Consider the following 24,896-nt stretch of genomic DNA (forward strand, 5'->3'; position numbering starts at 1 on the left):
CGCCCTGCCGTCCAGATTTGCCGGTTGAGCCACGGATTGCGTGGCCATTGCCCCGCCGCAGCGGGGGTTCTGAGCGCTCATTCTTCAAAAGACAAGCGCCCGGAATAAGGGTTACAGCTTCGGCATGCCGCCGCCAGGCAACATCCCGCCCAGGCCGCGCATCATCTTGGCCATGCCGCCCTTGGCGGAGAATTTCTTCATCATCTTCTGCATCTGCTTGTGCTGCTTGATCAGCCGCCCGATGTCCTGCACCTGGGTACCGGAACCCAGGGCGATCCGGCGCTTGCGCGAACCGCTGATCAGGTCAGGATCGCGACGCTCGGCCGGGGTCATGGAGTTGATGATCGCCTCCATCTGCTTGAACTGTTTCTCGGCTGCGCCCTGGGCATTGCCCATCTGCGACAGGTTGACCCCGCCGATGCTCGGCAGCTTGTCCATCAGGCCGCCCAGGCCACCCATGTTCTTCATCTGTTGCAGCTGGTCGCGGAAGTCTTCGAGATCGAAGCCCTTGCCCTTCTTCAGCTTCTTGGCCAGCTTGTCGGCTTTGGCCTTGTCGATGGTCTGTTCGGCCTGCTCGATCAGGCTGAGCACGTCGCCCATGCCGAGGATGCGCGACGCCACACGGTCCGGGTGGAAGGGCTCGAGAGCCTCGGTTTTCTCACCCATACCGATGAACTTGATCGGCTTGCCGGTGATGGCACGTACCGAAAGCGCGGCACCGCCACGGGCATCACCGTCGACCTTGGTCAGCACCACGCCGGTCAGCGGCAGGGCTTCACCGAAGGCCTTGGCGGTATTGGCGGCGTCCTGGCCGGTCATGGCATCGACCACGAACAGGGTTTCAACCGGCTTGACCGCGGCATGCAGCGCCTTGATTTCGTCCATCATGTCGGCGTCGATGTGCAGACGGCCGGCGGTGTCGACAATGACCACGTCGATGAACTTGAGCTTGGCCTCGCGAATCGCCGCTTCGGCAATGGCCACAGGCTTCTGGCTGATATCGGACGGGAAGAAGGTCACGCCAATGTCGTTGGCCAGCGTTTCCAGCTGCTTGATCGCAGCCGGGCGGTAGACGTCGGCCGAAACCACCATCACGCTCTTCTTCTTGCGCTCCTTGAGGAAGCGCGCCAGCTTACCGGCGGTGGTGGTCTTGCCCGCGCCCTGCAAACCGGCCATCAGCACCACGGCAGGCGGGGCGGCATTGAGCGCGAGGTCTTCGTTGGCCGCACCCATCAGGCTTTCCAGCTCGGCCTGGACGATCTTCACGAACGCCTGGCCCGGGGTCAGGCTGCGCGACACCTCGGTGCCGACTGCACGCTCCTTGACGCTGTTGACGAAATCCTTGACCACCGGCAGGGCAACGTCGGCCTCGAGCAGGGCCATGCGCACTTCGCGCAACGTATCCTTGATGTTGTCTTCAGTCAGCTTGGCCTTGCCGGTGACATGGCGCAGCGTCTGTGACAGGCGGTCGGTCAGGTTTTCGAACATGGTGATCCTTTCAGGCCAAGTAAAAGCCGAGGTTTGTCAGGCGCCCAGGTGAATATGCACACGCGCTGGGCACAGCAAGGCGGCGATTATAGCGAAGAGCGGCGGCGGCGCACACCTCGGCTTCCCGGCGGCAACTTTCAAGCTGCAAGCCTCAAGCCGCAAACCATCAGAAAATCCCGCCCCCCGTACGAATCTGCCTTCGCTTGCAGCTTGCAGCCTGAAGCTTGCAGCTCACTAGCCCCCCCAGCGCGATCTATGCCAAACTCCGTCTCTTTAAGGCTTGCCCACCAGGACTTATGGTCTCCTCACCCAGCCTCATCCCCAACCTGATCGCCGCCGGCCTATATATAGCGGCGACCGTTTATCAGGGTTCGCGCCTGGCCCAGTCGAGCAAAGCCGACAAACGGCTGCTCGGCCTGCTCGGCGCCCTCGCCGTGATCGCCCAGAGCGGCGCGCTGTTCTTTCAGCTGATCACCCCGCTGGGCCTGAGCCTGGACTTCTTCAGCGCCGCCAGCCTGATCGCCGTGGCGGTGATCACCCTGACCCTGCTGGCCTGCCTGCGCATACCGGTGGAAAACCTGCTGGTGCTGCTGTTCCCGCTCGGCGCCATCACGGCCCTGCTGGCCCAGTTCGCCCCACCCGGCACCGTTCCGCTGATCGATGAAGAGCCGGGGATCCTCGCTCATATCCTGCTATCGATCCTGGCCTATGGGCTGTTCACCATTGCGGTGTTCCAGTCGCTGCTCCTGCTGTTGCAAGACCACCAGCTGAAAAACAAGCACCCTTCCGGGCTGATCCGCAACTTCCCACCGTTGCAGACCATGGAAAGCCTGCTGTTCGGCTTCCTTTGGGCGGGCTGGTGCCTGTTGTCGCTGTCGCTGATCTCTGGCTGGCTGTTCCTGGACAACCTGTTTGCCCAGCACCTGGTACACAAAACCCTGCTGGCCTGCGTGGCCTGGATCGTCTTCAGCGTACTGCTGTGGGGCCGCACCCGCCTGGGCTGGCGTGGGCACAAGGCGATCCGCTGGACACTGGCCGGTTTCTGCCTGCTGATGCTGGCCTATTTCGGCAGCAAGCTGGTCCGCGAATTCATCCTGCATATCTGACGGTCGCCCATGGACACCCTGCCGTACGCTCCGCTACTCGGCACTTTGGCACTGGCGCTGCTCTGGTCGGCGCTGTTCACCGCGGTGGATGCCGCCCGCCTGCAACTCAACGGCTCGTTGCGCCCCGGCGATGACGGGCAACCGGTACTGCCAGCCCAGGCCCTGGTGCTGTGCGCCAGCCTGGGCAAGCTTCTGGTATTGGGCCTGGCCTGCCTGATCGGCCAACGCCTCAACGGCGAGCACGGTTTCTGGCTGGCCGGCCTGGCCGCCACCTCTGGCCTGCTGGTGTTTGCCGAATACCTGCCGCGGCGCCTGGCTCGGCGCAACCCGCTGGCCTTCATCAGCCTGGGCGCCAGCCTGCTGAAGCTCCCATTGGCGCTGGTGCAACCCTTGGCCTGCCTGCTGGACGGCTGTGCCAAGCTGATGTTGCGGCCGTTTCGCGTACCGCCCACCGCAGTGGCCCTGCACCCGCAGGCAGATGACGACTTTACCGAGGATGAAGACCAAGACATGCCGCGCCACGGCCTGCTCGATGGCCTGCACTCGCTGGACAAGGTCACCGTCAACGACATTCTGGTGCCGCGCAACGAGGTCGATGGCATCAACCTGGATGAGCCGATCGAGCGCATCATCGAGCAGCTGATCCTCAGCCGCCACACGCGCCTGCCGGTCTACCACAACGACATCAACCAGGTAGAAGCCATCCTCAACACCAAGCTGATCAGCCACCTGCTGCCCAAGGCCGAGCTGACGCTGGAGAAGCTCCACAGCGCCTGCTACGAGCCTTACTTCGTCCCCGAAAGCACCCCACTGCAATTGCAACTGCTGAACTTCCACAAGCAGCAGCGCCGGCTGGGCGTGGTGGTGGACGAATACGGTGAGGTACTGGGCATCGTCACGCTGGAGGACATACTCGAGGAGATCGTCGGCGAGTTCGAGGAAGAGCACAGCCTCGACAACCCCCATGTACACCCCCAGTCCGACGGCACCTTCGTCATCGATGGCGCCGCTTCCCTGCGCGAAATCAACCGCACCCTCGGCTGGCACCTGCCCAGCGACGGCGGGCCGAAGACCCTGAACGGGCTGGTCACCGAGGCCCTTGAAAGCATCCCGGAAAGCGCTGTTTGCCTGAAGATCGGCCGCTATCGCCTGGAAATCCTCGAAACAGAAGACAATTGCGCCAGCAAGGTACTGGTGTGGACCGTGACCCGCTAGCTATACTCCGGTCACGCTTACCCAGCCCTGCCGTCCCGCCCGCTATCCGCACCCGGCGCCACACGGCCAGCGCGCTCCACTGACGCGCCCTGCGGTCCTGCTTCAACACCCCGAACAGTGCCCGCTCCCGCCCCTATCCCCCTTGGGCTATCGTCAGTCGGGCGAACAAAAGAACAATACGCTCCGGCGTCCGCGAACCGTACCTGCCCTTCGCTGGCCAGTGCATACCGTCGCGGGCCAAGCCCATGGAGCACGACCAGACTGTTAGGGACCTACTTAATGACAACCAGCAGCACTTATGCCCAAGCGCCTGCCGCGCCGGTCAACTCGCCCGCGCGGGTGGCCACCGCAAGCTTCATCGGCACGGCCATCGAGTTCTACGATTTCTACGTGTATGCCACTGCCGCCGCGCTGGTGATCGGCCCCGTATTCTTCCCTTCAGGGTCAGGCACCGCGCAGATGCTGGCGGCCTTCCTTACCTTCGGCATCGCCTTCCTCGCCCGCCCGCTGGGTTCAGCACTGTTCGGACACTTCGGTGACCGTATCGGGCGCAAGTCGACGCTGGTTGCCTCGCTGCTGCTGATGGGGGTGTCGACCACGCTGATCGGTGTATTGCCAGGCTACGACAGCATCGGCATGTGGGCACCGATCATTCTTTGCCTGCTGCGCTTCGGCCAGGGCCTTGGCCTGGGCGGTGAATGGGGTGGCGCGGCGTTGCTGGCCACCGAGAACGCCCCGGCGGGCAAGCGTGCCTGGTTCGGGATGTTCCCGCAGCTAGGCCCTTCGATCGGCTTCCTGGCGGCCAACGGCCTGTTCCTGACCCTGGCCCTGCTGCTCAGCGACGAGCAGTTCCGGGAGTGGGGCTGGCGCATTCCGTTCCTGCTCAGTGCCGCGCTGGTGCTGGTAGGCCTGTACGTACGCCTGAAGCTTGAAGAAAGCCCCGTGTTCGCCAAGGCCGTGGCCCGCCACGAGCGGGTAAAAATGCCGGTGGTCGACCTGTTCAGCAAATACTGGCTGCCGACCCTGCTGGGCGCGGCCGCCATGGTGGTGTGCTATGCGTTGTTCTACATCTCGACGGTGTTCTCGCTGAGCTACGGTGTCACTACGTTGGGCTACAGCCGCGAAACCTTCCTTGGCCTGCTGTGCTTCGCCGTGGTCTTCATGGCCCTGGCCACGCCGCTATCGGCCTGGCTCAGCGACCGTTACGGGCGCAAGCCGGTGCTGATCGTCGGCGGCCTGCTGGCGGTGGCCTCGGGCTTCACCATGGAGCCTTTGCTGACCTCCGGCTCGACCACTGGCGTCGCGTTGTTCCTGGCCATCGAGCTGTTTTTGATGGGCGTGACTTTCGCACCGATGGGCGCGCTGCTGCCAGAGCTGTTCCCTACCCACGTGCGTTATACCGGCGCGTCTGCCGCGTATAACCTGGGCGGCATCGTCGGGGCTTCGGCGGCGCCGTTCTTTGCCCAGAAACTGGTGAGCATGGGCGGTTTGAGCTGGGTGGGTGGGTATGTATCGGTGGCGGCGGTGATCAGCCTGATTGCTGTGCTGTGCCTGAAAGAGACCCGCAATACAGAGCTGTGATCCTTGAGCTGCAAGCTTCAAGCTGCAAGAAAAGGCATCCCTTAGCAGCTTGTAGCTTGTAGCTTGTAGCTTGAGCTTAGAACTCGACCTTGACCGCCTGCGCCGCACGGGTCGCCTTGGCCCGCGCCGCTTCGATCGATTCATCACGTGCCAGGCACACGCCCATGCGGCGCTGGCCGTTGATTTCCGGCTTGCCGAACAGGCGGATCGCGGTATCCGGCTCGCTCAACGCTGCGCCGAGGTTGGCGAAGCTGGTCTGCTGCGACTGGCCTTCAGGCAGGATCACCGCCGACGCAGACGGGCCGAACTGGCGCACCACCGGGATCGGCAGGCCCAGAATGGCACGGGCATGCAGCGCGAACTGCGACAGGTCCTGGGAAATCAGCGTGACCAGGCCGGTATCGTGCGGGCGCGGCGAGACTTCGCTGAACCACACCTGATCGCCCTTGACGAACAACTCGACGCCGAACAAACCACGGCCGCCCAGTGCATCGGTGACCGACTTCGCCACACGCTGCGACTCGGCCAAGGCTTTCGGGCTCATCGCCTGGGGCTGCCACGACTCTTGGTAGTCGCCTTTCTCCTGGCGGTGACCGACTGGCTCCAGATACGTGGTACCACCAACATGGCGCACGGTCAGCAAGGTGATCTCGTAGTCGAAATCGATGAAGCCTTCGATGATCACGCGGCCCTTGCCGGCGCGGCCACCCTCCTGGGCGTAGTCCCACGACTTCTGCAGGTCGGCATCGCTGCGCAGCAGGCTCTGGCCCTTGCCGGACGAGCTCATCACCGGTTTGACCACACACGGGTAACCGACATCGGCCACGGCCTTGGCATAGTCTTCAAAGGTATCGGCGAAGTGGTACGGCGAGGTCGGCAGGTCCAGCTCTTCGGCCGCCAGGCGGCGAATGCCCTCGCGGTTCATGGTCAGCTGCGTGGCGCGGGCGGTCGGCACGACGTTGAAACCTTCGTTCTCCAGCTCGACCAGCGTAGCGGTGGCGATGGCTTCAATTTCGGGGACGATGTAATGCGGTTTTTCAGCCTCGATCACCGCGCGCAGGGCGACACCATCGAGCATGTTGACCACGTGGCTGCGGTGCGCGACCTGCATGGCCGGCGCATTGGCGTAGCGGTCCACGGCGATCACTTCGACGCCCAGGCGCTGCAGCTCGATCACCACTTCCTTGCCCAGCTCGCCACAGCCGCAGAGCAGTACACGGGTCGCGGTAGGCGACAATGGGGTTCCGATACGGGTCATTTCAGGTCCTCGAAGGCGTCCGGGGCCGCGCCAGTCTTAGCGCCGCCCGCTGAAAAAGGACCCGTATTCTACACCATCAGCCGGCGACAGCAGCCCGACGCGCACGAAATGCCATGGCCAGCCACACCGCAGTCACGCCTGCGAACTTGGAGGCCATCGCGGTGCCGATCACGGCGGGGGTCAGGGCACCGATCATGCCGAAGAAAATGAAGGTGTCCACCGGGATGCTCAGTGCCGAGCTCAACCACAAGCGGTCACGCAAGGGGCGCCGGGTGATGCTGAACACCAGCCAGTCGATCAGCTCGGAAACGAAGAACGCCGTGGCACTGGCCAGGGCAATGGCCGGCTCGGAAGTGACATACGACAGCACCAGCGCCAGCAGCATGGCGATCAGCGCGCCATGGCCGTAGCGGGTCTGCACCATGTCACGCAGGATGAACACCAGCCCACCCCAGGCCGACCAGATCACGTCCAGATGCGGGGCGCTGGAAAAGGCAAAGTTGATCAGTACAACGCTGCTGATGTAAGCGATTAGAAAGAACATGGGCAGTGACCGTCCGACAAGCGGCACAGATTACCTGATTTTCGAGTCAACCGCAGCGCTTACAAGATCAATCCGGCCGCCACCGCCCGCTCATGGCACAGCTTGAGCACCGCCCGGCGTTCGGTATTGTCCATCCGCCCCCAACGGCCGATCTCCGCTACGGTGCGCTGGCACCCGGTGCAGACATCCTGCTCGTCCAGCGCGCAGATGCTCACGCAGGGCGAAGCGACCGGGCGTTCGGTAGCGATCACCTCACTCATCGTCCACCACCAGGTCCCGCGCATAACGCTGGGCGTTGTGAACATAGTGCGCGGCGCTGGCCTCGAGCATGCGCTTCTGCTGCTCGGTCAGCTCACGCACCACCTTGCCGGGCGACCCCATTACCAGCGAACCGTCGGGAATTTCCTTGCCTTCGGGGATCAGTGCATTGGCGCCGATGATGCAGTGTTTGCCGATGCGCGCACCGTTGAGGATCACCGCATTGATGCCGACCAGGCTGTAATCGCCAACCGTGCAACCGTGCAGCATGGCGTTGTGGCCCACGGTCACGCCTTTGCCCAATGTCAGCGGCGAACCCATGTCGGTATGCATCACGGTACCGTCCTGGACGTTGCTGTCCTCGCCGATATCGATCAGCTCGTTGTCGCCGCGCAGCACCGCGCCGAACCACACACTGGCGCGCGCCTGCAGGCGTACCTTGCCAATCAGCATGGCATTGGGTGCGGCCCAACTGGTGGCATGGCTCTCGACCCGCAGGTCGCCCAAGCGGTATTTCATTCTCGCTCCTCAGGTATCAGCGGCGACGGGGTGTGCCCCGTTCAGATCTCTATATAACGCTCGGGGGGCTGATGCAGGCTGATGCCTGCGTCGTACAGCAAGTTGACCAGTTCGACGATCATGATCGCCGACAGCCCCCAGATCTTGTATTCGCCATAACGATAGCTGGGCACATACCAACTGCGGCCCTGGTAATCGATACGGTGGGTGTGGTCGCGCGGGTCCTGGCGGAAAAATTCGAGTGGCACGCTGAATACTGCCGCGATCTCCGCATCATTGGCGCGGTATTCGACGAAATCAGGGATCACCCCGACGAATGGCGTCACTTTCAGCCCATGCAGGGAAATCAGCGGGCTCAGCGGGCCGAGCACTTCCACCAGGCCTGGCGGCAGGCCGATTTCTTCTTCGGCCTCGCGCAGCGCGGTGAATATCAAGTCGGGGTCTTCCGGGTCGCGCCTGCCACCGGGGAAGGCGACTTCACCGCCATGGGTGGAAAGCCCTTTGGCACGCAGGGTCAAGACCAGTTCGGGCGCTTCGCTGCGAGTAATGGGCAAAAGTACCGCCGCCTCGGGGAACCGTCGGTCGGTTTCCAGTGAAGCTGGTTGGTGGTTGCTCATTCGGCGAAGTAGCTCGTCCAGCATTGCGCACTCTCGTTTCCAAGGCCTGCCCTGCATGATGCACCAAAGCCGCGAAGCACCCAAGCCCTGTACGCTTGCGGCAGGCCTGCCTGGCACGCCAAGATAGCCTGGGCTAAAGGGAAGAACAGCATGAAATTCTGCAGCGCGTGCGGCCAGCCGGTCATTCAGCGGATACCCGAAGGCGACAGCCGCCTGCGGTATGTCTGCAATCATTGCCAGACCATTCACTACCAGAACCCGAACATCGTTGCCGGGGTGCTGCCGGTCTGGGGCAGCCAGGTGCTGCTTTGCCGGCGAGCCATCGAGCCTCGCCGCGGCTTCTGGACCTTGCCCGCCGGCTTCATGGAGAACGGCGAAACACTGGACCAGGCCGCCCGCCGTGAAACTGTCGAAGAAGCCTGCGCCCGGGTCGGCACGATGGCCCTGTACCAGTTGTTCGACCTGCCGCACATTAACCAGGTGCATGTGTTCTTCCGCGCCGAACTGGCCGACCTGGACTTCGACATCGGCGTCGAGAGCCTGGAGGTGCGGCTGTTCGACGAACACGAGATACCGTGGGGCGAGCTGGCTTTCCGGACCGTCACACGCACACTAGAATGCTATTATCGCGACCGCATCGGGCAGCATTACCCCATAGGCCATGAGTACCTGCCACCGATGAGCGTTTCGCCCACCACTTAAGTTTGCAGGTACCGCTTCATGCGCTGGTTGTTCGCCCTTTTCTGCCTTTGCGTTACCTCGGTGTCCCAGGCGGCCTTCACCGAGACCATCATTCGCAAGCCACAGCCGCCTTTGCCGGCACAATCGCAATCGCAGGCGGCCATGCAGCCACTGATCGACAAGGTGCTGGTGATCAAGTCCGAGCGCCGCCTGCAGTTGATCAGCCGTGGCGAACCGCTGAAAACCTACCGCATCTCGCTGGGCAAGCAGCCCAAGGGCGCCAAGCAGCGCGAAGGCGACAAGAAGACCCCCGAGGGCCTGTACTGGCTGGACTGGCGCAAGCAAAGCGACCGTTTCAACCTGTCCATGCACATCACCTACCCGAACATCAGCGATGCAGCCCGGGCCACACGCGAGGGCTGGAGTGCCGGCAGCATGATCATGATCCACGGCACCCCGATCAACGACGAGTATCCCGAATGGTATTTCCATACGCTTGACTGGACCGACGGCTGTATCGCCATGCGCAACTCGGACATGCGCGAGGTCTGGGACCTGGTGCCGGACGGCACATTGATCGAGATTCGGCCCTGATAGTCCGGCATTCCAATTGAGGCTGTAGGAACCTTCCCACTTCAATTAAACATCCGCCCTACTGCCGTGTAGGCAGCAGACTGCATCCAATCGACTGGCAAAGTTTTTAGCATCCACGCAAACGAGTACGCAGGCCGTACGCCATTTGCGGGGTTCTTCCATGCCAGCCCGATACCGCCACATCGCCAGCAGGCTGCTTGCCTGCTGCATGACGAGCTTGCTGGCCATGCCGCAGGCATGGGCGGACGACCCTGCCAGCCAGCAACTGCGTGATCAACAGCGAACCTTGCGCCAGCTCGAGCAGCAACAGCGGCTGCAGCGCTGGCAGCGCCCTCCAGCGGCGCAACACAGCGACGCCCTCGCACCGAACCCACCCAGCGACAGCCGCTGCTGGGAGATAGCCGGCGTTCGCCTGGCCGGCAACCGGCAGCTTTCAGCACAGGCGCTTGAGCCGGCCATCCAGGCGCTGATAAAGCCCTGCATGGGCATCGCCGACATCAACCACCTGCTCAAGGCCATCACCCAGCGCTACGTGCACGCCGGTTACCCAGCCAGCCGCCCCTATCTGCGCCAAGCGCCAGCGCATGACGCGCCGCTGGACATCGTCATCATCGAAGGCTTCGTCGAGTCGATCGAGCTGGCTGCCGAGCTGCCGCTCTCCCTGAACAGCGCATTCCCCCATCTGCTGGGCAACCCCCTGTACCTGCCAGACCTTGAGCAGGGGCTGGACCAGCTCAACCGCCTGCGGGCCTTCGAGCTCAGTGCCGACCTGTTGCCGGGCGAACTGCAGGGTGGCACCCGGGTGCTGCTGCAGCCTCGCCAAGTGGCTTCACGCTGGCACCTGGACAGCCGCTTCGATAACCGGGGCAGCCCGCTGACCGGGCGTCACCGCCTGAACCTCGGCATCGGCGTGGACACCCCCTTGGGCCTGAACGACGACCTGCGCCTGTCACTGTCGACAACGGTCATCGATGCTCCGGGGCGCAGCCAGGGCGTCACCCTCTACTACAGCATCCCCTACGGCCCATGGAGTTTCACGCTCAATGTCGGCCAACTGCGCTACAACGCGCCGATTCCGCAAGGGCGGCACGACAGCAACGGCAACAGCAGTTACCAGAGCGTCAGCGCCGAGCGCATGCTCTGGCGCAACCAGTACGGCATGCTCAGCGCCAGCGCCCGGCTGGACCGCAAACAACTGATCAACCGCGCCGGCTCTGCAGTCATCGGCCTGCAGAGCCCCACCCTGACCAGCGTGGAGGCCGGGCTCAACCTGCTCTGGCTGGACCACGGCCTGTGGAACGCCTACATCGGCGTCGCCCAGGGCACTCACTGGCTGGGCGCCGAGCAACCCGCCCAGCACGCAGCTGCGCCGCAGCTCGACTTTAGAAAGTACCGCGCCAGCCTGCTGCACCTGCGCCAAGGGCCAGCGAACTGGCCGTGGCGCTGGCAAAGCGAACTTGGCCTGCAGTACAGCACCGATGTCTTGCCGGCCGTCGAGCAAATGTTGTTGAGCGACGATTCGGCGGTGCGTGGCTTTCGCCTGCGTACCTACAGTGGCGCCAGCGCCGCCACCTGGCGCAATACCTTCAGCCAACCGCTGGCATTGCCCTGGACCACACCGGCTACGGTGCGCCCCTACCTGGGCCTGGACCTGGGCTGGGAGCGGCTGGCGCAAGGCGCTTCGCCGCGCCGGCTGGCAGGTGCCACGGCGGGTATCGAAGTGAACCTGCCGCACAGCCGCCTGCGCCTGGACTATCAGCGCGCCCTCTATGCCAGCGACCTGCAGCGCCCGCTGCTCGAACCCGGATTCTGGGTACTTGAATGGGCCCTGAACATCTGATTCACCCACAACAAAGAGAACGAGAACATGCAGACACTCTCGCAGATACCCGCAATCCGCCCCGATACCTTGCGCTGGGCCATTTTCCTCGCCCTGCTCGCCTCCACCAGCGCGCTGGCCGAACACGGCCTGGAGGCGGCCACCGGCCCTGGGGGTACGCCGCTCATCAGCAACAATCATGGCGTACCTGTTATCGACATCGTCGCGCCCAACGCCAGCGGCCTGTCGCACAACCAGTTCCTGGACTACAACGTCGCCCGCCCCGGCGTGGTACTGAACAACGCCCTCCAGGCCGGGCAGTCGCAACTGGCCGGCGCGCTGGCGGCCAACCCCCAGTTCCAGGGCCAGGCGGCCTCGACCATCCTCAACGAGGTGATCAGCCGCAACGCCTCGCTGATCGAAGGCCCACAGGAAATCTTCGGCCGCCCGGCCGACTACATCCTGGCCAACCCGAACGGCATCACCCTCAATGGCGGGACCTTCATCAACACCACCCGGGCCGGTTTCCTGGTAGGTACACCGGAGCTGCAGGACGAACAGCTCAAATACCTCAACACCCTCAATGCCAGTGGCACCCTGCAAGTGCTCACAGGCGGCCAGCACAATGCCGAGGGCGCGCTGGACCTGATCGCGCCGAAGCTCGACAGCAAGGGCGTGCTCTCGGCCAGTGGCGATCTCACCGTGACCGTTGGCCGCAACCGCATGCGTCACGACGATGGGCAGGTCATCGAGCATCTGCCGGGCACGCCGTCCACCATCGACGCCAACCTGTTCGGCGCCATGCGTGCCGGGCGCATTCGTGTGGTCAGCACTGCCGAGGGCGCGGGGGTGCGGGTGGGGCCGGTGCAGATCAAGGCCGACCAGGGCATCACCCTTCAATCTGCCGGCGCGCTGCAGGTCAGCGGGCATGAAAAACGGCCCGGGGCGCTGCTCAGCGAACACGGCGCATTGCAACTCACCGCTGCCGATGACCTGCGCCTTGGCGCCGTCGACGGCAAAGCCGAGCGTATCGAGATAAAGGCTGGAAAGAAGCTCACTCTGGATGCCGAAAGCCGCCAGAGCATCGCCCGCGAGCAGGAAAGCTGGAACAAAAAGTTCCTCTTCGTCACCCGCGAGACCTACCAGCGCGAACGTACCACCACCGCCGACCAACTGCGCGGGGCGCAGCTGCAAGCCAGTGACAGCGTGCTGTTGCAGTCCGGCGCCGACATGCGCCTGTTGGCAGCCAATGTGGATGCGGGCGGCGACCTGACACTCGACAGCGCTGCCAACCTGGATATCAGTGCAGGCACCAACAGCCAACGTATCGAGGAGCAGGTACGCCACCGCAAAGACCTGTGGCGCGGCGACAGTGATACCAGCCAGTACAAGGAATCAGCACAAGGCAGCACGCTCAATGCCGCACGCATGACGGTCAAGGCCAATGACACGCTCACCGTCCAAGGCAGCAAGCTGCACAGCCGCGCCGGCCTGGACATCAACGCCAGCAACGTCGAAATCGGCACAACGGCGCTGCAGGAACAGGGCACACGCCGCAACTACCGTGGCGACCTGGTATCGGGCACCTTCTTTGGTGACCGCAAAGGCAACGATACCCAAGGTAAGCGCGTAGTCGGCAGCGCCGTTACAGCCGATGGCAAGCTGAACGTTGCGGCTGAACAGGTGAGCATCAAGGGCAGCACCGTCCACGGCGCCCAAGACGCGGTGTTGTACAGCGAAAAAGGCGCCCTGGCGATCGAGGCAGACCACGCCAGCACTGTGGCCACCGAGCGCGACAGCAGCAGCAAGCTGTTCGGCCTGATCGGCAACGATCGCGAGCGCACGCAGCGCAAGCAGCAGGTGCTGAGCAGTGACGTCAGCTCTGCCAGCAACCTGCGGCTGGCCAGTGCTGAAGAATTGCGCATCCAGGGTTCGAAGGTGACGGCCGGCGGGCATCTGCAGGTCGAGGCCAAGGGCGACCTGTTGATCGGTAGCACACAGTCAAGCGATGAGAGCGAAACACGCAGCCAGCAACGCGGTTTCACGGCCAGCGCCAAACAGACCGCAGAAGCCGAAGACGGCAAGCCCGAGTCGCGCCAGTACGCCGCCGGCGTTGCTTACGAGGTGGTCACCAGCACAGGCCAACAACGCGAAACGTCGCAGGTGGCCAGCGAATTGAAGGGCGCTACGGTTGGCCTGGACAGCGGCGCGCAGCTACAAGTCAACGGTTCCAGCGTACAGGCCAATGCGGGCGACCTGAACGTGCAGGCCAAACAGGTGAGCCTTGGCGCCACACGCAACGAGCGCGTGTCGTCCGGCAGCTCTACCCACAGCGGCGGTGGCCTGACGGTGACCGGCGGTATGGATCGGCTGGGCAGCCTGTTCGAAGGCCATCGCAACAACGAAGTCACCACCGAACGCGACAGCAAGACGCAACGCACCGGGTTGCAGGCCAGCGGCGACCTGAAACTCAGCGCCGACGAGTTGGTCACCGAAGCTGCACGCGTCAACGCAGGCGACACCCTTCAGGTGACTGCCAAGCGCATTGAGAACCGTGCCGTGCAGGACACCCATGAACGTGAAGTGCAGCGCAATGACTGGTCAGGCAGCATCGGCGCCAGCCTGGAGTACCGTGACGTGACCCGGCCGATCGAACGCTTGGTACAGGGCGAAGAAGCGGCGCGCTTCCAGCAAGCCTCGCCCGAAGACGCAATGGTGGCACCGAGCGTTGGCGGCGACATGACCCTGGACCACCTCAAACGCTTGGAAAACCAGCGCCGCGGCTTTGCCCAGGTGAGCGAACTGGCAGGGGGGCACGTGAAGGTCAAGGCCGATACCCTCGATGACCAGGGCACCACCTGGCGTGCCAACGCCGGCGCCCTGCAGGTCGACGCCCAGCAGCACCACCTGCGCGCCGCCGAAAACACCCGGGAAGATAACGTGCAGCGCCTGGCCTACGGCGGTGACCTGCGCGTGGATACCAGTTCGGGGAGCGACCTGAACGTCCGCGCTTCCGGCAAGGGCGGCTCGCAGGGCAAGCAGGATACCGCCAGCACCGCAGTGCCGGGCAGCCTTTATGGGCAACAGGGCATCCAGGTGCAGTTGGGTAGCGACGGCCGCTACGAAGGCACGCGCATCGATGGCGGTGAAGGCGACGTAGTGATCCAGAGTGGCACTACACTGTCGCTGGCCCAGGCCACCGACCACGCTCAACAGCGCGCTCGCCAGCTCGATGGCAACGCCTGGGCCAAGGTCGGCAACCGCCCGGGCAGCACCGGCGTCGACGGCCGAGGCTATCTCGACCATGCCCAGCAGCAGGCTACGCAAACCAATGCCCAGGTGGCGCAGGTCGACGCCAAAGGCCAAGTGCGCCTGACCAGCGGGGGCGACATGCTGCTCGAAGGCACGCGTATTGGCAGCCGCGAGGCCAAGGTCGGCGATACGCTCCTGCAAAGCGATGGCCGCCTGCAGGTCAAAGCTGCGAGCAATACCCGACAGGCCACTGGCGGGAACCTGGGCGGCGGCCTGGAGCTGGCCGTGAAGACCGGCACCACCCAAGGTGGCGCCATCGGGGGCCATTTCAACCATGGCAAGAAGAACGAGGACGCCCGCCAGGCAATCGATGCGCAGTTCCAAAGCGCAGGCAAACTGACCCTCGACAGCCGCGCTCGCGAGGACCTCGCCGTGCATCTGCAGGGCCTGCAGGCATCGGCCGAGCACATCGGCATCAATGCCGCCAAGGGCGGCATGCTGATCGAAGCGTCATCCAACGTCGAGCGGCGCGACAACCTGGACATCACCGCCGGCGCCGGCTTCAACACATCCAAGGGCGGCACCGACACCCTTGGGCTGCACGGCCGTGTTCAGGTCAACCTCGACAAGCGCGACAACCTCATCTGGAACGCCGGCAACCTGCGCGCCGAGCGTATCGACCTGCAAAGCCGCGGCGACACCCGCATCGAAGGCGTAAGCCTGGAAGCCGGGCGCATCAGCGGCGCAATCGACGGCGATCTGCGCATCGCCAGCCGCAAGGACAGCGTCGATACCCTGACCGTAAAAGGTGATGCACGGCTGAGCAAAGAGAAAAACCCGCAAGGCTATGTGAACGCTGCCACGGCCGTCGCAGGGCCGCTGGGAAGCAAGGTCAGCGAAAAAGCAGGTTCCGCCCTGGCCAAGGCCGACCCGGGCGTTTCGCCAACCTTCAGGCTCGATGTGTCGCATGTTCAGCGTGATGGCGTAGCCCAGCAGACGGCGCTCAAGGGCAGCGATGGGGTAGACCTGACGGTTGGCGGTGACGCTCACCTGACGGGCGCCCGCCTGCACTCGGCCAAGGGTGAGGTAAAACTCACCGCCAACGCGGTGACCAAGGAAACGCTGAGCGGCAATGATTACCGCCGGGATGTGTCGATCGATGCGTCGAACTCGCCGGTAGACCTGGGTACCGCCATTGCCCAGATCAGCAAAGGCAAAGGTGCCGCAGACGGCGAGAATGCACTGGACCTTGGCTTGCTGCGCACCAGTGGGCATAGCCGAAGTGAGCAGTGGGCATCGGGGATTGAAGGGAAAGCCAACTGATCCACAGGCCCTGTCGTCGGCAAACCGGCGATAGGGCCATGAACGTCACGTCAACCGCTGCTTACCAACGCCACTCCCCCTGCCCCGTCAATGCCTGTGGCCCCAGCAACCGAGCAGCGCGCAGCAGCGGTGTAAGGGCCGCGTCCGGCTGCAGTTCGGCCGCCACCACTGCGTGGCGCCCCAGAAGGTCTGCATCCAGCGCCAACTGATGCTCGCCCTGTTGTATCAGTTGCCCATGCAGGCGCCAGCCTGTGCGGCAATCCATTTCTACCCAGCCCTGCCCCAACCCCAGCGACCAAGGTTCACTCAAGGCGAGGTCGGTGACCGTGATGCGGCCTTCGCTGGTTCGGCACTGCCCCCCCGCGCCTTGCAGGCGCAGCGTGCCCTGCCACTGCCCGGCCAGCCGATAGGCCGTCTGCACACTCGCCTGGGGAGCCTGTGCAGTGACGTCCAACCGCCAGCGCCATGGCCAGCCTTCGGCATGCAACTGCCAGCCCTGGCCCTGAAAGCCCAGCTGTGCGTTGGCCTGCAAGCGCCAAGGCTGCAAGGCCCAGCGTACGGGGCCGGCAGGCCCGAACTGCTGCGCCTGCCCCTGCCACAGGCTGCCGCTGACCGCATGCATCGGCAGGCCCAAGCCCTTTGCAACCCAGGACGCCGGCAACTGCACCAGCAAGGTCAGGCTGAACACCAGCCCGGCCCACAGCAGCCCACGGCGGCTCATGGCTGCACCACCAGGTCGAAACGCAGGCCCTTGGCATCCTGTTCCAGGGCCCACTGCAGCGGTTGCGCACCCTCTGCGCGCAAGGCCTGCAGCCAGCGCTGCAAAACCTGCTCATCGGCCACCTGGCCGCGCAGTTGCCACACCTTGCCTTGCACCTCGACCTCGGCAACTTCGACCCGCCGCGCCTGAGCAGACTGACGCAGCCGCTCCAGGCTCACGCCTGGCCCGCTGGGGAAGGCGGCGGCCTGCACTGCCAGCCCATGCCACTGGCTGAGCTCGCGCCATTGCGACACGCCTTGGCGCAGTGCCAGCAACGCCAGCAGAAAGCCGATCAGGCACCAGGCGAGCAACAATCGATGACGCTGAAACCACGCTCGGGTCATGTTGGCGCTCCCAGATCGAAAACCACGTGCGCCGCTGGCGCAGCGCTCAGTACCTGCACCGCCGCTCCGGCGGCGCTTGCCATTTCTTGCCAGGGCGGCTCGCTCCCCTCGCCCTGCAGGCGCAGGTGCCAGCGCTGGCCGTCGAAGCGCACCGCTTGCAGGCGCCAGCCTGGGTGCTCATGCAGCCAGGCCTGCAGGTGTGCCTGCAGGTCTTGAAGCTGACGCTCCCGCAGTTGCTGTTGCAGTTCGCTTTCGCGCAGGCGCTTGAGGGCCTGCGCCGCTTGCCGAGGGCTGGCCTGGGTGCCGGTCACGGCCAGCACCTGCGTGCGCCAGGTTTGTACCTGCCGCCATTGCTGGCCCGCCCATAGCCCGCACCACACCACGGCCAGCACCAGGCAGGCGACAACCAGCGCGCGCGGCAGGGCCGGCACACGGGGCGCCGAGCGGGCCTGACGGGTTCGCTCGAACAGGCTTGGCAGCGTGTCGAGCGACGCCAGCGTTCCCGGCCAGCGCCCGACCTGGGTGGCTTTGCGCAGGCTATCCCAGGGCTGCTGCGGTACCTCACCCAGCGCGTCAGGCCAGGCCAGCCAATGGGCGCTCCCCTCTTCGCTGCGCCCCAGGTACAGGCACAGGCCAGGCGCGCGCTGCCACTGCCAGCCCGTCCCGGGCTCAGGCGTGGGCAACAATTGGAACTCGGCCCAACAGCGCTCGATCTGCAGCCCCCATTCGCTGCACTGGCCACGCCATTCGTCCAGCGCCTGGCGGGCTACCGCCAGCAGGCGCAACTGCCCTGCCTGGCGAGCGAGGCAAGCGCACTGCACCTGTTCGGCGTTCTGCAGCAAGTGGTCTTCCAGCAGCAAGGGCCACTCATCACGCTTGAGGCCCGGCGGTGCAGCCAACTCGAACTGGCTGCACCGCTCGCCCGGGATGATCAGCGCTACCTGAGCGTCCAGGTTCGCCGGAGGCTCGCCCTGGCCTTCCCGTTGGGCCACACCGTTTTCAACCAACAGCCAGTCCCAGATCACGCCCGGGCGCAGCAGCAACCAAGACCGCGCCGGCGCACGTCGCCGCCATTCAAGCTTCATGAACGCCCCCAAGGGAGCGTGAAGGTGCAGACATAGGGGGCTCCATCACGCTGCAGTTGCACGCGCGCACCACGGCCGGGGTGCGCGGGTTGGTCGGAAGGCCAGGGCAGCCATCGGCCTCCCTGGTGATAAAGAACATTCAGCGCACTGACCTGCTGCAGCTGCTCGCGCACGACCCAACGGGGTTCGCTGGCGGCGTACAGGTCTGCCGAGGTTTCCAGCATCAGGCGTTGTTCGCGGGGGTCGAAACGTAGGCGTTGGCGCTGCAGCCGTGAGCCACCCTCGGCCTCTGGCACAGCCGTGGCTGCCACCCACAGCAACTGCTGGCGATCGGGCTGCCAGTCGAGCCAGCGGCTGGCCAGTGGCAGGCGCTGCTCATACACCCGGCGCAGTACCGGGCTGTCAAAGCGCCGCTCCAGCGCAAGGCAGAACTCCAGCACACTGTTCTCCTGGCGGGTCACCTGCAGCCGCTCGCGGACCTTGAGCCAGCCATTGACCAGCGCCGCGAGCATGACCCCCAGCAGCGCGGTCAAGGCCATGGCCACCATCAGTTCGATCAGGGTCAAGCCTGCCTGGCGCCGCTTCATGGACGCTCCAGAAAAACCGTGTACTGGCCCAACGGCAGGCGCTGATCGCGGTCGGCATACAGTTGCATCTCGCCGCGACGCAGGTCGCGCACGCCGGTACGGCGCAGCTGCATCTGCCAGTGGCACGCCTGCCCGCCCTGGTTCAACACCCCACTGGGCTGGTTGCTGGCCGGCCAGTACCGTTCCACGGCAAAGCGCGCCTGCAGCTCGCGAGCGCACAGCACGCCAAGGCGATGCTGTTGCACGCTGTCCTGCACTGCCAGGCGCTGGCGCAGAACCTGGCTGGTGATCACCGCCAGCACAGCAGCAATCGCCAGGGCCACGGTCACCTCCAGCAGGGTGAACCCCTGTTGCGTGCGCTTCATGGTGACAACCCCACTCGCAACTGGCCGTCACGCCCCCACGCCCAGCGCTGGCTGCCACCTGCCCAGTGCCAGCGCACCGAACCCGGCTGGGCCCACCCTTGCGGCGTGAACTGCAGATGCGGCTGCAGGCTGGCCGGCCAGTCGGGGCGCAGCCCTTTGGGCCAGTCCCCCAAGCTGACCGGTTCGGCCACCCAGCCCTCGCGCTCACGCCGCACGAACTCCGGGTGTTGGCCGGTCCAGCGCAGCCCGCGCAATTGCCCGGCATGCCGGGCCAGTGCAGCCTGGGTGTGGACGTGCGCCGCCAGCCGCTGCAACGCCTGATCGACGCTGGCCTTGCCGCTGTCCAGCCAGGCCACCGCAAGCCCGGTCATGAGGCCGGCGATGGCCAGCACCACCAGCAATTCGAGCAGGCTGAAACCGCGCTGTGGGCGCATCGCTCACAGCGCCCAGTTACCCAGGTCGGCGTCCTGGCCTTCGCCGCCCTGTACACCATCGGCGCCCAACGAATACACATCGACCCGGCCATGCTCGCCAGGCATGCGGTACTGGTACGGGGTGCCCCACGGGTCCTCCGGCAGGCGGCGTACATAACCATCGCTGCGCCAGGCACGCGGCAGCGGCTCCTGGGTCGGTTTTTTCACCAGCGCAGCCAGGCCTTGCTCATTGCTGGGAAAGCGCAGGTTGTCCAGCCGGTACATGTCCAGCGCCTGCTCGAGCGTGCTCAGGTCGGCCATGACCTTCTGCCGCATGGCCTTGTCCTGGTTGCCGAGCACGCTGGGCGCGACCACGGCGATCAGCAGGCCGATGATGAAAATCACCACCATGATTTCCATCAGGGTGAAGCCGTGTTGGCGCTTGCGTCGATGCTGCATGGGGTTGCTCCTTGTCATCTACAGTTGCAGGCCCTGGTTGAGCTGCATGATCGGCAGCAGCACCGCCAGCACGATGAACAGCACTACGGCGCCCATCACCAGGATCATCAGGGGTTCGAAAAGCGCCATGGCCGTATCCACCTGGCGGGCAAAGCCACGCTCCTGGTCGTCGGCCACGCGCTCGAGCATGTCGGCCAGGGTGCCGCTGGCCTCGCCACTGCCGACCATGTTCACCAGCAACGGCGGGAACTGCTGGCAACCATCCAGCGCCCGGTGCAGGCTGGTGCCGCCCTGCACCTGCTGGCGCACCTGCTCCATGGCCAGGCGGATACGCCGGTTGCCGACGGTTTCAGTGGCCACCTGCAAGGCTTCGAGCAAGGCAACACCGCTGCTGGTGAGGATCGCCAGGCTGCGCGCCAGGCGGGCACTCTCCAGCACCTGTAACAGCCCCCCCACGCGTGGCAGGCGCAGCAGCAGGTCGTCGCGGCGCAGGCACCAGTGCGGCTTGCGCAGCAACCAGCTGGCCAGCAGCGACGTGAGGATGGCCAGCCCCAGTAGCCAGGGGCCGGCGTGCACCAGGCCTTGGCTCAGGCCGATCAGCAATGAGGTGATCAGCGGCAGGCTCTGCCCGGCATGGGCAAACTGTTCGGTGAGCTTGGGTACGACGAAGGTCATCAGGCCGATCACCACCGCCAGTGACACGCCCATCAGCACGCAGGGGTAGATCAGTGCCGTACGCGCCTTGTGCTGCTGGCGCTGCACCTGTTCCAGGTGGTCTGCCAGCCGGGTAAGCACCTGGGCCAACCGCCCGGAGCGCTCACCGGCTTCGACCAGCGCGCAGTACAGACCGGTGAACGGCGCGCCCTGGCGGGCCAGGCTACGGGCCAGGCCCAGGCCCTCGGCGAGCGAGCCACGCAGAGCCACCAGCACCCCGTGCAGGGCTGGCTGGCGCAACTGGCGCTCAAGCGTCGCCAAGGCATCGACCAGCGGGATGCCCGCGCCGGTCAAGGTCGCCAGCTGGCGTGTCAGCTCACACAGCTGGGCACGGCTCAGGCGTTGTCGGCGCGGCTGCCGGGCACCGCTTTCGAAGCGCTGCAACTGGCGGGGGAACAAGCCCTGCTCGCGCAGCAACTGGCGTGCGTGGCGTTCGGTATCGGCCTGCAGGCTGGCTTTGTGGGTCTTGCCGGCTAGATCAACGGCCTGGTAGCGAAAGGTCGGCATGGGTCAGCCCTGCACCACACGCAGTACTTCGGCCAGGCTGGTCTCGCCGCGGGCCAGGCAATCACTGGCCATCGCCACCAGGCTCTGGCGGCGCTCGGCCAGGTAGTCGTGCATGGCCAGTTCACTGGCGCCGTCATACAGCAGGCCGATCAGGCCGGCGTCCAGTTCGACGAATTCATAAAGGCCCAAACGACCGATATAGCCAGTGCCCTGGCATTGCTCGCAGCCCACCGCGTGGTAGCTGCTGCCCAGCGCCGCCAGCTCAGGCCACAGCGCCCGTTCGGCCGGCTGCAGTGGCTGCGCCACCGCGCAATGGCACAGCCGCCGCACCAGGCGCTGGGCCAGCACGCCACGCAGGCATGAGGCGATCAGGAACGGCTCGACGCCCATGTCACGCAAGCGGGTGACCGCGCCCACTGCGCTGTTGGTATGCAACGTCGACAGTACCAAGTGGCCGGTGAGGCTGGCCTGCACGGCGATCTGCGCGGTTTCCTGGTCGCGGATTTCACCGAGCATGATCACGTCCGGGTCCTGGCGCAGGATGGCGCGCAGGCCAGTGGCAAAGGTCAGCCCGGCGCGCGGATTGATGGCCGTCTGGCCAATGCCGGCGATGGCGTATTCCACCGGGTCCTCGACGGTGAGGATGTTGCGGCTGCCGTCATTGAGGCTGTTGAGGCTGGCGTACAGGGTGGTGGTCTTGCCCGAGCCGGTCGGCCCGGTCGACAGCACGATACCGTTGGGCCTTGTCAGGCAACTGCGCAGGCCGTGCAGCACTGCGTTGGGCATGCCCAGGTTGCCCAACGCCAGCAAGCTGGCCTGCTTGTCGAGCACGCGCATCACCACGCGCTCGCCATGGATACCGGGCAAGGTCGAGACGCGCACGTCCACCTCACGCCCGGCGGCGCGCAAGGTGATGCGACCGTCCTGGGGCTGGCGCTTCTCGGCGATGTCCAGGCGCGCCATGACCTTGATCCGCGACACCAGCATGGCCGACAACGCGCGCGGCGGGCGCAACACCTCGCGCAGGTGGCCATCGACACGCAGGCGCACCACCAGGCTCTGCTCAAAGGTCTCGATATGAATGTCCGAAGCGCGCAGGCGCAGGGCCTGGCCGAACAGGCCGTTGATCAGGCGGATCACCGGGGCTTCATCATCGCTTTCGAGCAGGTCCTCGATGCGCGGCATTTCGCTCATCAGGCTGTCCAGATCAACCTGTTCGCCGATACCTTCAATCAGTGCTTCGGTGGCAGCATCCCCGGCCTGATACAACTGGCCGAGGCGTTCGTCGAACGCCGCAGCTTCCAGGTAGTGCAGTGCCACGGGCTGGCCATGCACACGCAGCAGTTCCTGCAGTTGGTTACTGTCGGCATCGCGGCGCAGCCACAACTGCCAGCCGGTATCCGTCGGGGCCATGGCCAGCCCGGCCTGACGCGCAAGGCGATAGGGCAGCATCACCAGTCCCCCCCGTCCAGGCGCGCGCGGCTGGCCGGGAATACCCGCAGCAACTGGCCGTCCTGCGCAAGACCAGGCAGCTTGAGCGGCGTGGTCTGCTGCAGGGTGCGGTACTTGTCTTCGCTCAAACCCGCCAGGCTCGGCCCGTCACGCAGGATGCGCGGGCGGATGAAGACCATCAGGTTCTGCTTGGTGTTCTTGCTGGCCTCGGAACGGAACAGCCGGCCCAGCCCCGGAATATCCCCGAGAAACGGTACGCGTTGATCGCTGGTGCTCAGCTCATCGCTGATCAGGCCGCCAAGAATCACCAGGCCATTGTCCTCGACCATGACCTTGGTCTTGATCTCGCGCTTGTTGGTGATCACATCGCTGGCGGCGCTGGAGTCGGCGATCGACGAGACTTCCTGAACGATATCCAGGCGTACGCTGTTGTCGATGTTGATTTGCGGCTTGATGCGCAGCTTCACCCCGACTTCCTTGCGCTCGATGGTCTGGTAGGGGTTGGCGTTGTTCTGCGTCACGGAGCCGGTGACGAAGGGCACTTCCTGGCCGACCAGGATCGATGCCTCGGCGTTGTCCAGGGTCAGCAGGGTCGGCGTGGACAGCAGGTTGAAGCCGCTCTTGCCCTTCAGTGCGTTGATCAGCATGGCGAAGTTGAAGCCACCGCCGAAGTGGCCGATGCCGGCAGTCACGCCCGTGGTGGCCGACAGCAGGTCGCCCAGCGCTTCGTTGTCGCCGCTGGCGGCGGCGCCCGCGATGTTGGCGATGTTCACCCCGTTGCTGCCGAAGTTGACGATGCCGGCGCCGAACTTTTCGTCGGCGAACAGCCACTGCACACCAAGCTCCTGGGCACGGCTGTCGGACACTTCGGCGATAATCGCTTCGACCACTACCTGGGCGCGGCGGATGTCCAGCTGCTCGACGATGGAGCGGTAGGCGGCCAGCTCGCTGTCGGGGCCGACCATGACCACGGCGTTGGTGCCCTCCTCGTACTCCAGGCGTATGCCCGAATCGCTGGCGGCGGCCATCACCGGCTTGTCCTTGGCCTCGCCTTCGCCTGCTCCCTCGCTGGGCACACCGCCTTCCTGGCTCAACCCGCGCAGCACCTTCACCACTTCGCCTGCATTGGCATGGCGCAGGTAGATCACCTGCGTGTTGCTGCTGTGCCGGTTCTCACTGGGCTGATCGAGCTGGCCCAACAGGGCTCGCACACGGTCGGTGCTGCCACGTACCAGCAAGGCATTGCTGCGCGGGTCAGCCACCACCTGGGTGCTGTCGGCGCCCTGCTCTCGGGCCAACAGGCGGGTCAGCAACTGCGCGGTGTCGGCGGCGCTGGCATGGCGCAGGGGCATGACCTTCAGGGGTTCGTCACTGACCTGGTCAAGCTGGCGCAACAGGCTGTCGATGCGTTCGAGGTTGCTGCGCCAATCGGTGACCACCAGCAGGTTGGCCGCAGGATAAGGGGTGATCACACCAACACGCGGGTCGATCAGCGGCTTGAGAATACCGAGCATCTGCTCGCTGGCGGCGTTACGCACATTGAATACGCGGGTGGCCACGCCATCACTGCCTTCGCTGTGCTTGCCGGCGGCTTCAACTGGCACCGGCTCCAGGCGCGCGGCCTGGTCGGGGACGATCTTCACACTGCCATTGGGCAGATCGACCGCGGCATAGCCTTGGGCACGCAGCTGGGCGAGAAAGATGTCGTAGATGGCATCGGCATCGTGGCGGTCGACGGTACGCACCGTGACCTTGCCTTTGACCCGCGGGTCGACGATGAACGTGGTGCCGGTGATGCGCGACACGCTGTCGATGAATTCGCCCAGTTCGGTGTCGACGAAGTTCACCTCGTAAAGCGGGGTGCCGTTATCATCGAAGGTTTCCGGTTCTTCTGCCCAGGCCGCAGCAAGAGCCAGGGTCAAGGCAGCGGCCACGCAATATTTCACCAGCATCGT

General features: G+C 65.0%; 23 protein-coding genes. 7 read left to right on the forward strand and 16 right to left on the reverse strand.

The genetic code is table 11. The annotated features are described in order from the left end of the window. Positions 1-111: 111 nt before the first annotated feature. Positions 112-1,488 (reverse strand): signal recognition particle protein, encoded by a 1,377-nt coding sequence (gene ffh, locus JOE27_RS11255; protein ID WP_046784370.1) that lies wholly within the window; start codon positions 1,486-1,488, stop codon positions 112-114. A gap of 296 nt (positions 1,489-1,784) precedes the next feature. Between ffh and JOE27_RS11260 the strand changes: the two genes are divergently transcribed. The 3 genes from JOE27_RS11260 to JOE27_RS11270 all read left to right on the forward strand — a co-directional run bounded on the left by JOE27_RS11260 (position 1,785) and on the right by JOE27_RS11270 (position 5,390). Then, positions 1,785-2,594, forward strand: a complete 810-nt coding sequence (locus JOE27_RS11260; protein WP_012315973.1) for an inner membrane protein YpjD — start codon at positions 1,785-1,787, stop codon at positions 2,592-2,594. A 9-nt stretch (positions 2,595-2,603) separates the two neighbouring features. Continuing rightward, positions 2,604-3,809, forward strand: a complete 1,206-nt coding sequence (locus tag JOE27_RS11265; protein WP_204918762.1) for a transporter associated domain-containing protein — start codon at positions 2,604-2,606, stop codon at positions 3,807-3,809. Between the two features lie 279 nt (positions 3,810-4,088). Next, positions 4,089-5,390: an MFS transporter gene (locus JOE27_RS11270; protein WP_196996957.1), complete on the forward strand. Its 1,302-nt coding sequence runs from the start codon at positions 4,089-4,091 to the stop codon at positions 5,388-5,390. A gap of 76 nt (positions 5,391-5,466) precedes the next feature. Here JOE27_RS11270 and purT read toward each other — a convergent pair whose 3' ends face one another. From purT to JOE27_RS11295, 5 genes are all read right to left on the reverse strand, one after another. After that, positions 5,467-6,648 carry a formate-dependent phosphoribosylglycinamide formyltransferase gene (gene purT / locus JOE27_RS11275; RefSeq protein WP_174142355.1) on the reverse strand — a complete coding sequence of 394 codons (1,182 nt, stop codon included), beginning with the start codon at positions 6,646-6,648 and terminating at the stop codon, positions 5,467-5,469. Positions 6,649-6,724: 76 nt separating this feature from the next. After that, positions 6,725-7,192: a VUT family protein gene (locus tag JOE27_RS11280; RefSeq protein WP_174142354.1), complete on the reverse strand. Its 468-nt coding sequence runs from the start codon at positions 7,190-7,192 to the stop codon at positions 6,725-6,727. A gap of 59 nt (positions 7,193-7,251) precedes the next feature. After that, positions 7,252-7,452 carry a DUF1289 domain-containing protein gene (locus tag JOE27_RS11285; RefSeq protein WP_039602028.1) on the reverse strand — a complete coding sequence of 67 codons (201 nt, stop codon included), beginning with the start codon at positions 7,450-7,452 and terminating at the stop codon, positions 7,252-7,254. After that, entirely contained in the window at positions 7,445-7,969 is a 525-nt protein-coding gene (locus JOE27_RS11290) for a gamma carbonic anhydrase family protein (protein WP_039602029.1), read from the reverse strand. Before JOE27_RS11290 ends, JOE27_RS11285 begins: the two co-directional genes overlap by 8 nt. A gap of 41 nt (positions 7,970-8,010) precedes the next feature. Beyond that, positions 8,011-8,610 carry a CoA pyrophosphatase gene (locus tag JOE27_RS11295; RefSeq protein ID WP_046784375.1) on the reverse strand — a complete coding sequence of 200 codons (600 nt, stop codon included), beginning with the start codon at positions 8,608-8,610 and terminating at the stop codon, positions 8,011-8,013. 126 nt (positions 8,611-8,736) lie between these two features. On the opposite strand from JOE27_RS11295, the gene JOE27_RS11300 reads away from it, so the two are divergent. The 4 genes from JOE27_RS11300 to JOE27_RS11315 all read left to right on the forward strand — a co-directional run bounded on the left by JOE27_RS11300 (position 8,737) and on the right by JOE27_RS11315 (position 16,255). Further along, complete coding sequence (locus tag JOE27_RS11300; protein ID WP_046784376.1) at positions 8,737-9,288, forward strand: NUDIX hydrolase; 552 nt, start codon at positions 8,737-8,739, stop codon at positions 9,286-9,288. A gap of 18 nt (positions 9,289-9,306) precedes the next feature. Then, positions 9,307-9,861 carry a L,D-transpeptidase family protein gene (locus JOE27_RS11305; protein ID WP_012315982.1) on the forward strand — a complete coding sequence of 185 codons (555 nt, stop codon included), beginning with the start codon at positions 9,307-9,309 and terminating at the stop codon, positions 9,859-9,861. 160 nt (positions 9,862-10,021) lie between these two features. After that, entirely contained in the window at positions 10,022-11,701 is a 1,680-nt protein-coding gene (locus JOE27_RS11310; RefSeq protein WP_204918764.1) for a ShlB/FhaC/HecB family hemolysin secretion/activation protein, read from the forward strand. 27 nt (positions 11,702-11,728) lie between these two features. Beyond that, positions 11,729-16,255, forward strand: coding sequence for a hemagglutinin repeat-containing protein (locus JOE27_RS11315; RefSeq protein ID WP_204918766.1), 4,527 nt, complete (start codon positions 11,729-11,731; stop codon positions 16,253-16,255). A 61-nt stretch (positions 16,256-16,316) separates the two neighbouring features. Here JOE27_RS11315 and JOE27_RS11320 read toward each other — a convergent pair whose 3' ends face one another. From JOE27_RS11320 to gspD, 10 genes are read right to left on the reverse strand one after another with little or no spacing between them, the layout of a single operon-like run. Next, positions 16,317-16,976 (reverse strand): general secretion pathway protein GspN, encoded by a 660-nt coding sequence (locus tag JOE27_RS11320; RefSeq protein ID WP_125924475.1) that lies wholly within the window; start codon positions 16,974-16,976, stop codon positions 16,317-16,319. Further along, positions 16,973-17,359 carry a type II secretion system protein GspM gene (gene gspM / locus JOE27_RS11325; RefSeq protein WP_046784380.1) on the reverse strand — a complete coding sequence of 129 codons (387 nt, stop codon included), beginning with the start codon at positions 17,357-17,359 and terminating at the stop codon, positions 16,973-16,975. Before gspM ends, JOE27_RS11320 begins: the two co-directional genes overlap by 4 nt. Further along, the gene (locus tag JOE27_RS11330) at positions 17,356-18,444 is read right to left on the reverse strand and encodes a GspL/Epsl periplasmic domain-containing protein (protein WP_204918768.1); all 1,089 of its coding nucleotides are present in this window, start codon (positions 18,442-18,444) and stop codon (positions 17,356-17,358) included. Before JOE27_RS11330 ends, gspM begins: the two co-directional genes overlap by 4 nt. Beyond that, entirely contained in the window at positions 18,441-19,031 is a 591-nt protein-coding gene (locus JOE27_RS11335; protein WP_204918770.1) for a prepilin-type N-terminal cleavage/methylation domain-containing protein, read from the reverse strand. The genes JOE27_RS11330 and JOE27_RS11335 overlap by 4 nt, the downstream gene beginning before the upstream one ends. Beyond that, positions 19,028-19,396, reverse strand: coding sequence for a type II secretion system protein GspI (locus tag JOE27_RS11340; RefSeq protein ID WP_046784382.1), 369 nt, complete (start codon positions 19,394-19,396; stop codon positions 19,028-19,030). The genes JOE27_RS11335 and JOE27_RS11340 overlap by 4 nt, the downstream gene beginning before the upstream one ends. After that, entirely contained in the window at positions 19,393-19,830 is a 438-nt protein-coding gene (gspH, locus tag JOE27_RS11345; RefSeq protein WP_204918772.1) for a type II secretion system minor pseudopilin GspH, read from the reverse strand. Before gspH ends, JOE27_RS11340 begins: the two co-directional genes overlap by 4 nt. A 3-nt stretch (positions 19,831-19,833) precedes the next feature. Continuing rightward, positions 19,834-20,268 carry a type II secretion system major pseudopilin GspG gene (gene gspG, locus JOE27_RS11350; RefSeq protein WP_046784384.1) on the reverse strand — a complete coding sequence of 145 codons (435 nt, stop codon included), beginning with the start codon at positions 20,266-20,268 and terminating at the stop codon, positions 19,834-19,836. An 18-nt stretch (positions 20,269-20,286) separates the two neighbouring features. Then, positions 20,287-21,489, reverse strand: coding sequence for a type II secretion system inner membrane protein GspF (gene gspF, locus JOE27_RS11355; RefSeq protein WP_012315992.1), 1,203 nt, complete (start codon positions 21,487-21,489; stop codon positions 20,287-20,289). Between the two features lie 3 nt (positions 21,490-21,492). Then, the gene (locus JOE27_RS11360; RefSeq protein ID WP_204918774.1) at positions 21,493-22,941 is read right to left on the reverse strand and encodes an ATPase, T2SS/T4P/T4SS family; all 1,449 of its coding nucleotides are present in this window, start codon (positions 22,939-22,941) and stop codon (positions 21,493-21,495) included. Further along, positions 22,941-24,893, reverse strand: coding sequence for a type II secretion system secretin GspD (gene gspD, locus JOE27_RS11365; RefSeq protein WP_115273989.1), 1,953 nt, complete (start codon positions 24,891-24,893; stop codon positions 22,941-22,943). Before gspD ends, JOE27_RS11360 begins: the two co-directional genes overlap by 1 nt. Between the last annotated feature and the right edge of the window lie 3 nt (positions 24,894-24,896).

The organism is Pseudomonas sp. M5 (assembly GCF_016907075.1).
Taxonomy (GTDB): Bacteria; Pseudomonadota; Gammaproteobacteria; order Pseudomonadales; family Pseudomonadaceae; genus Aquipseudomonas; species Aquipseudomonas putida_E.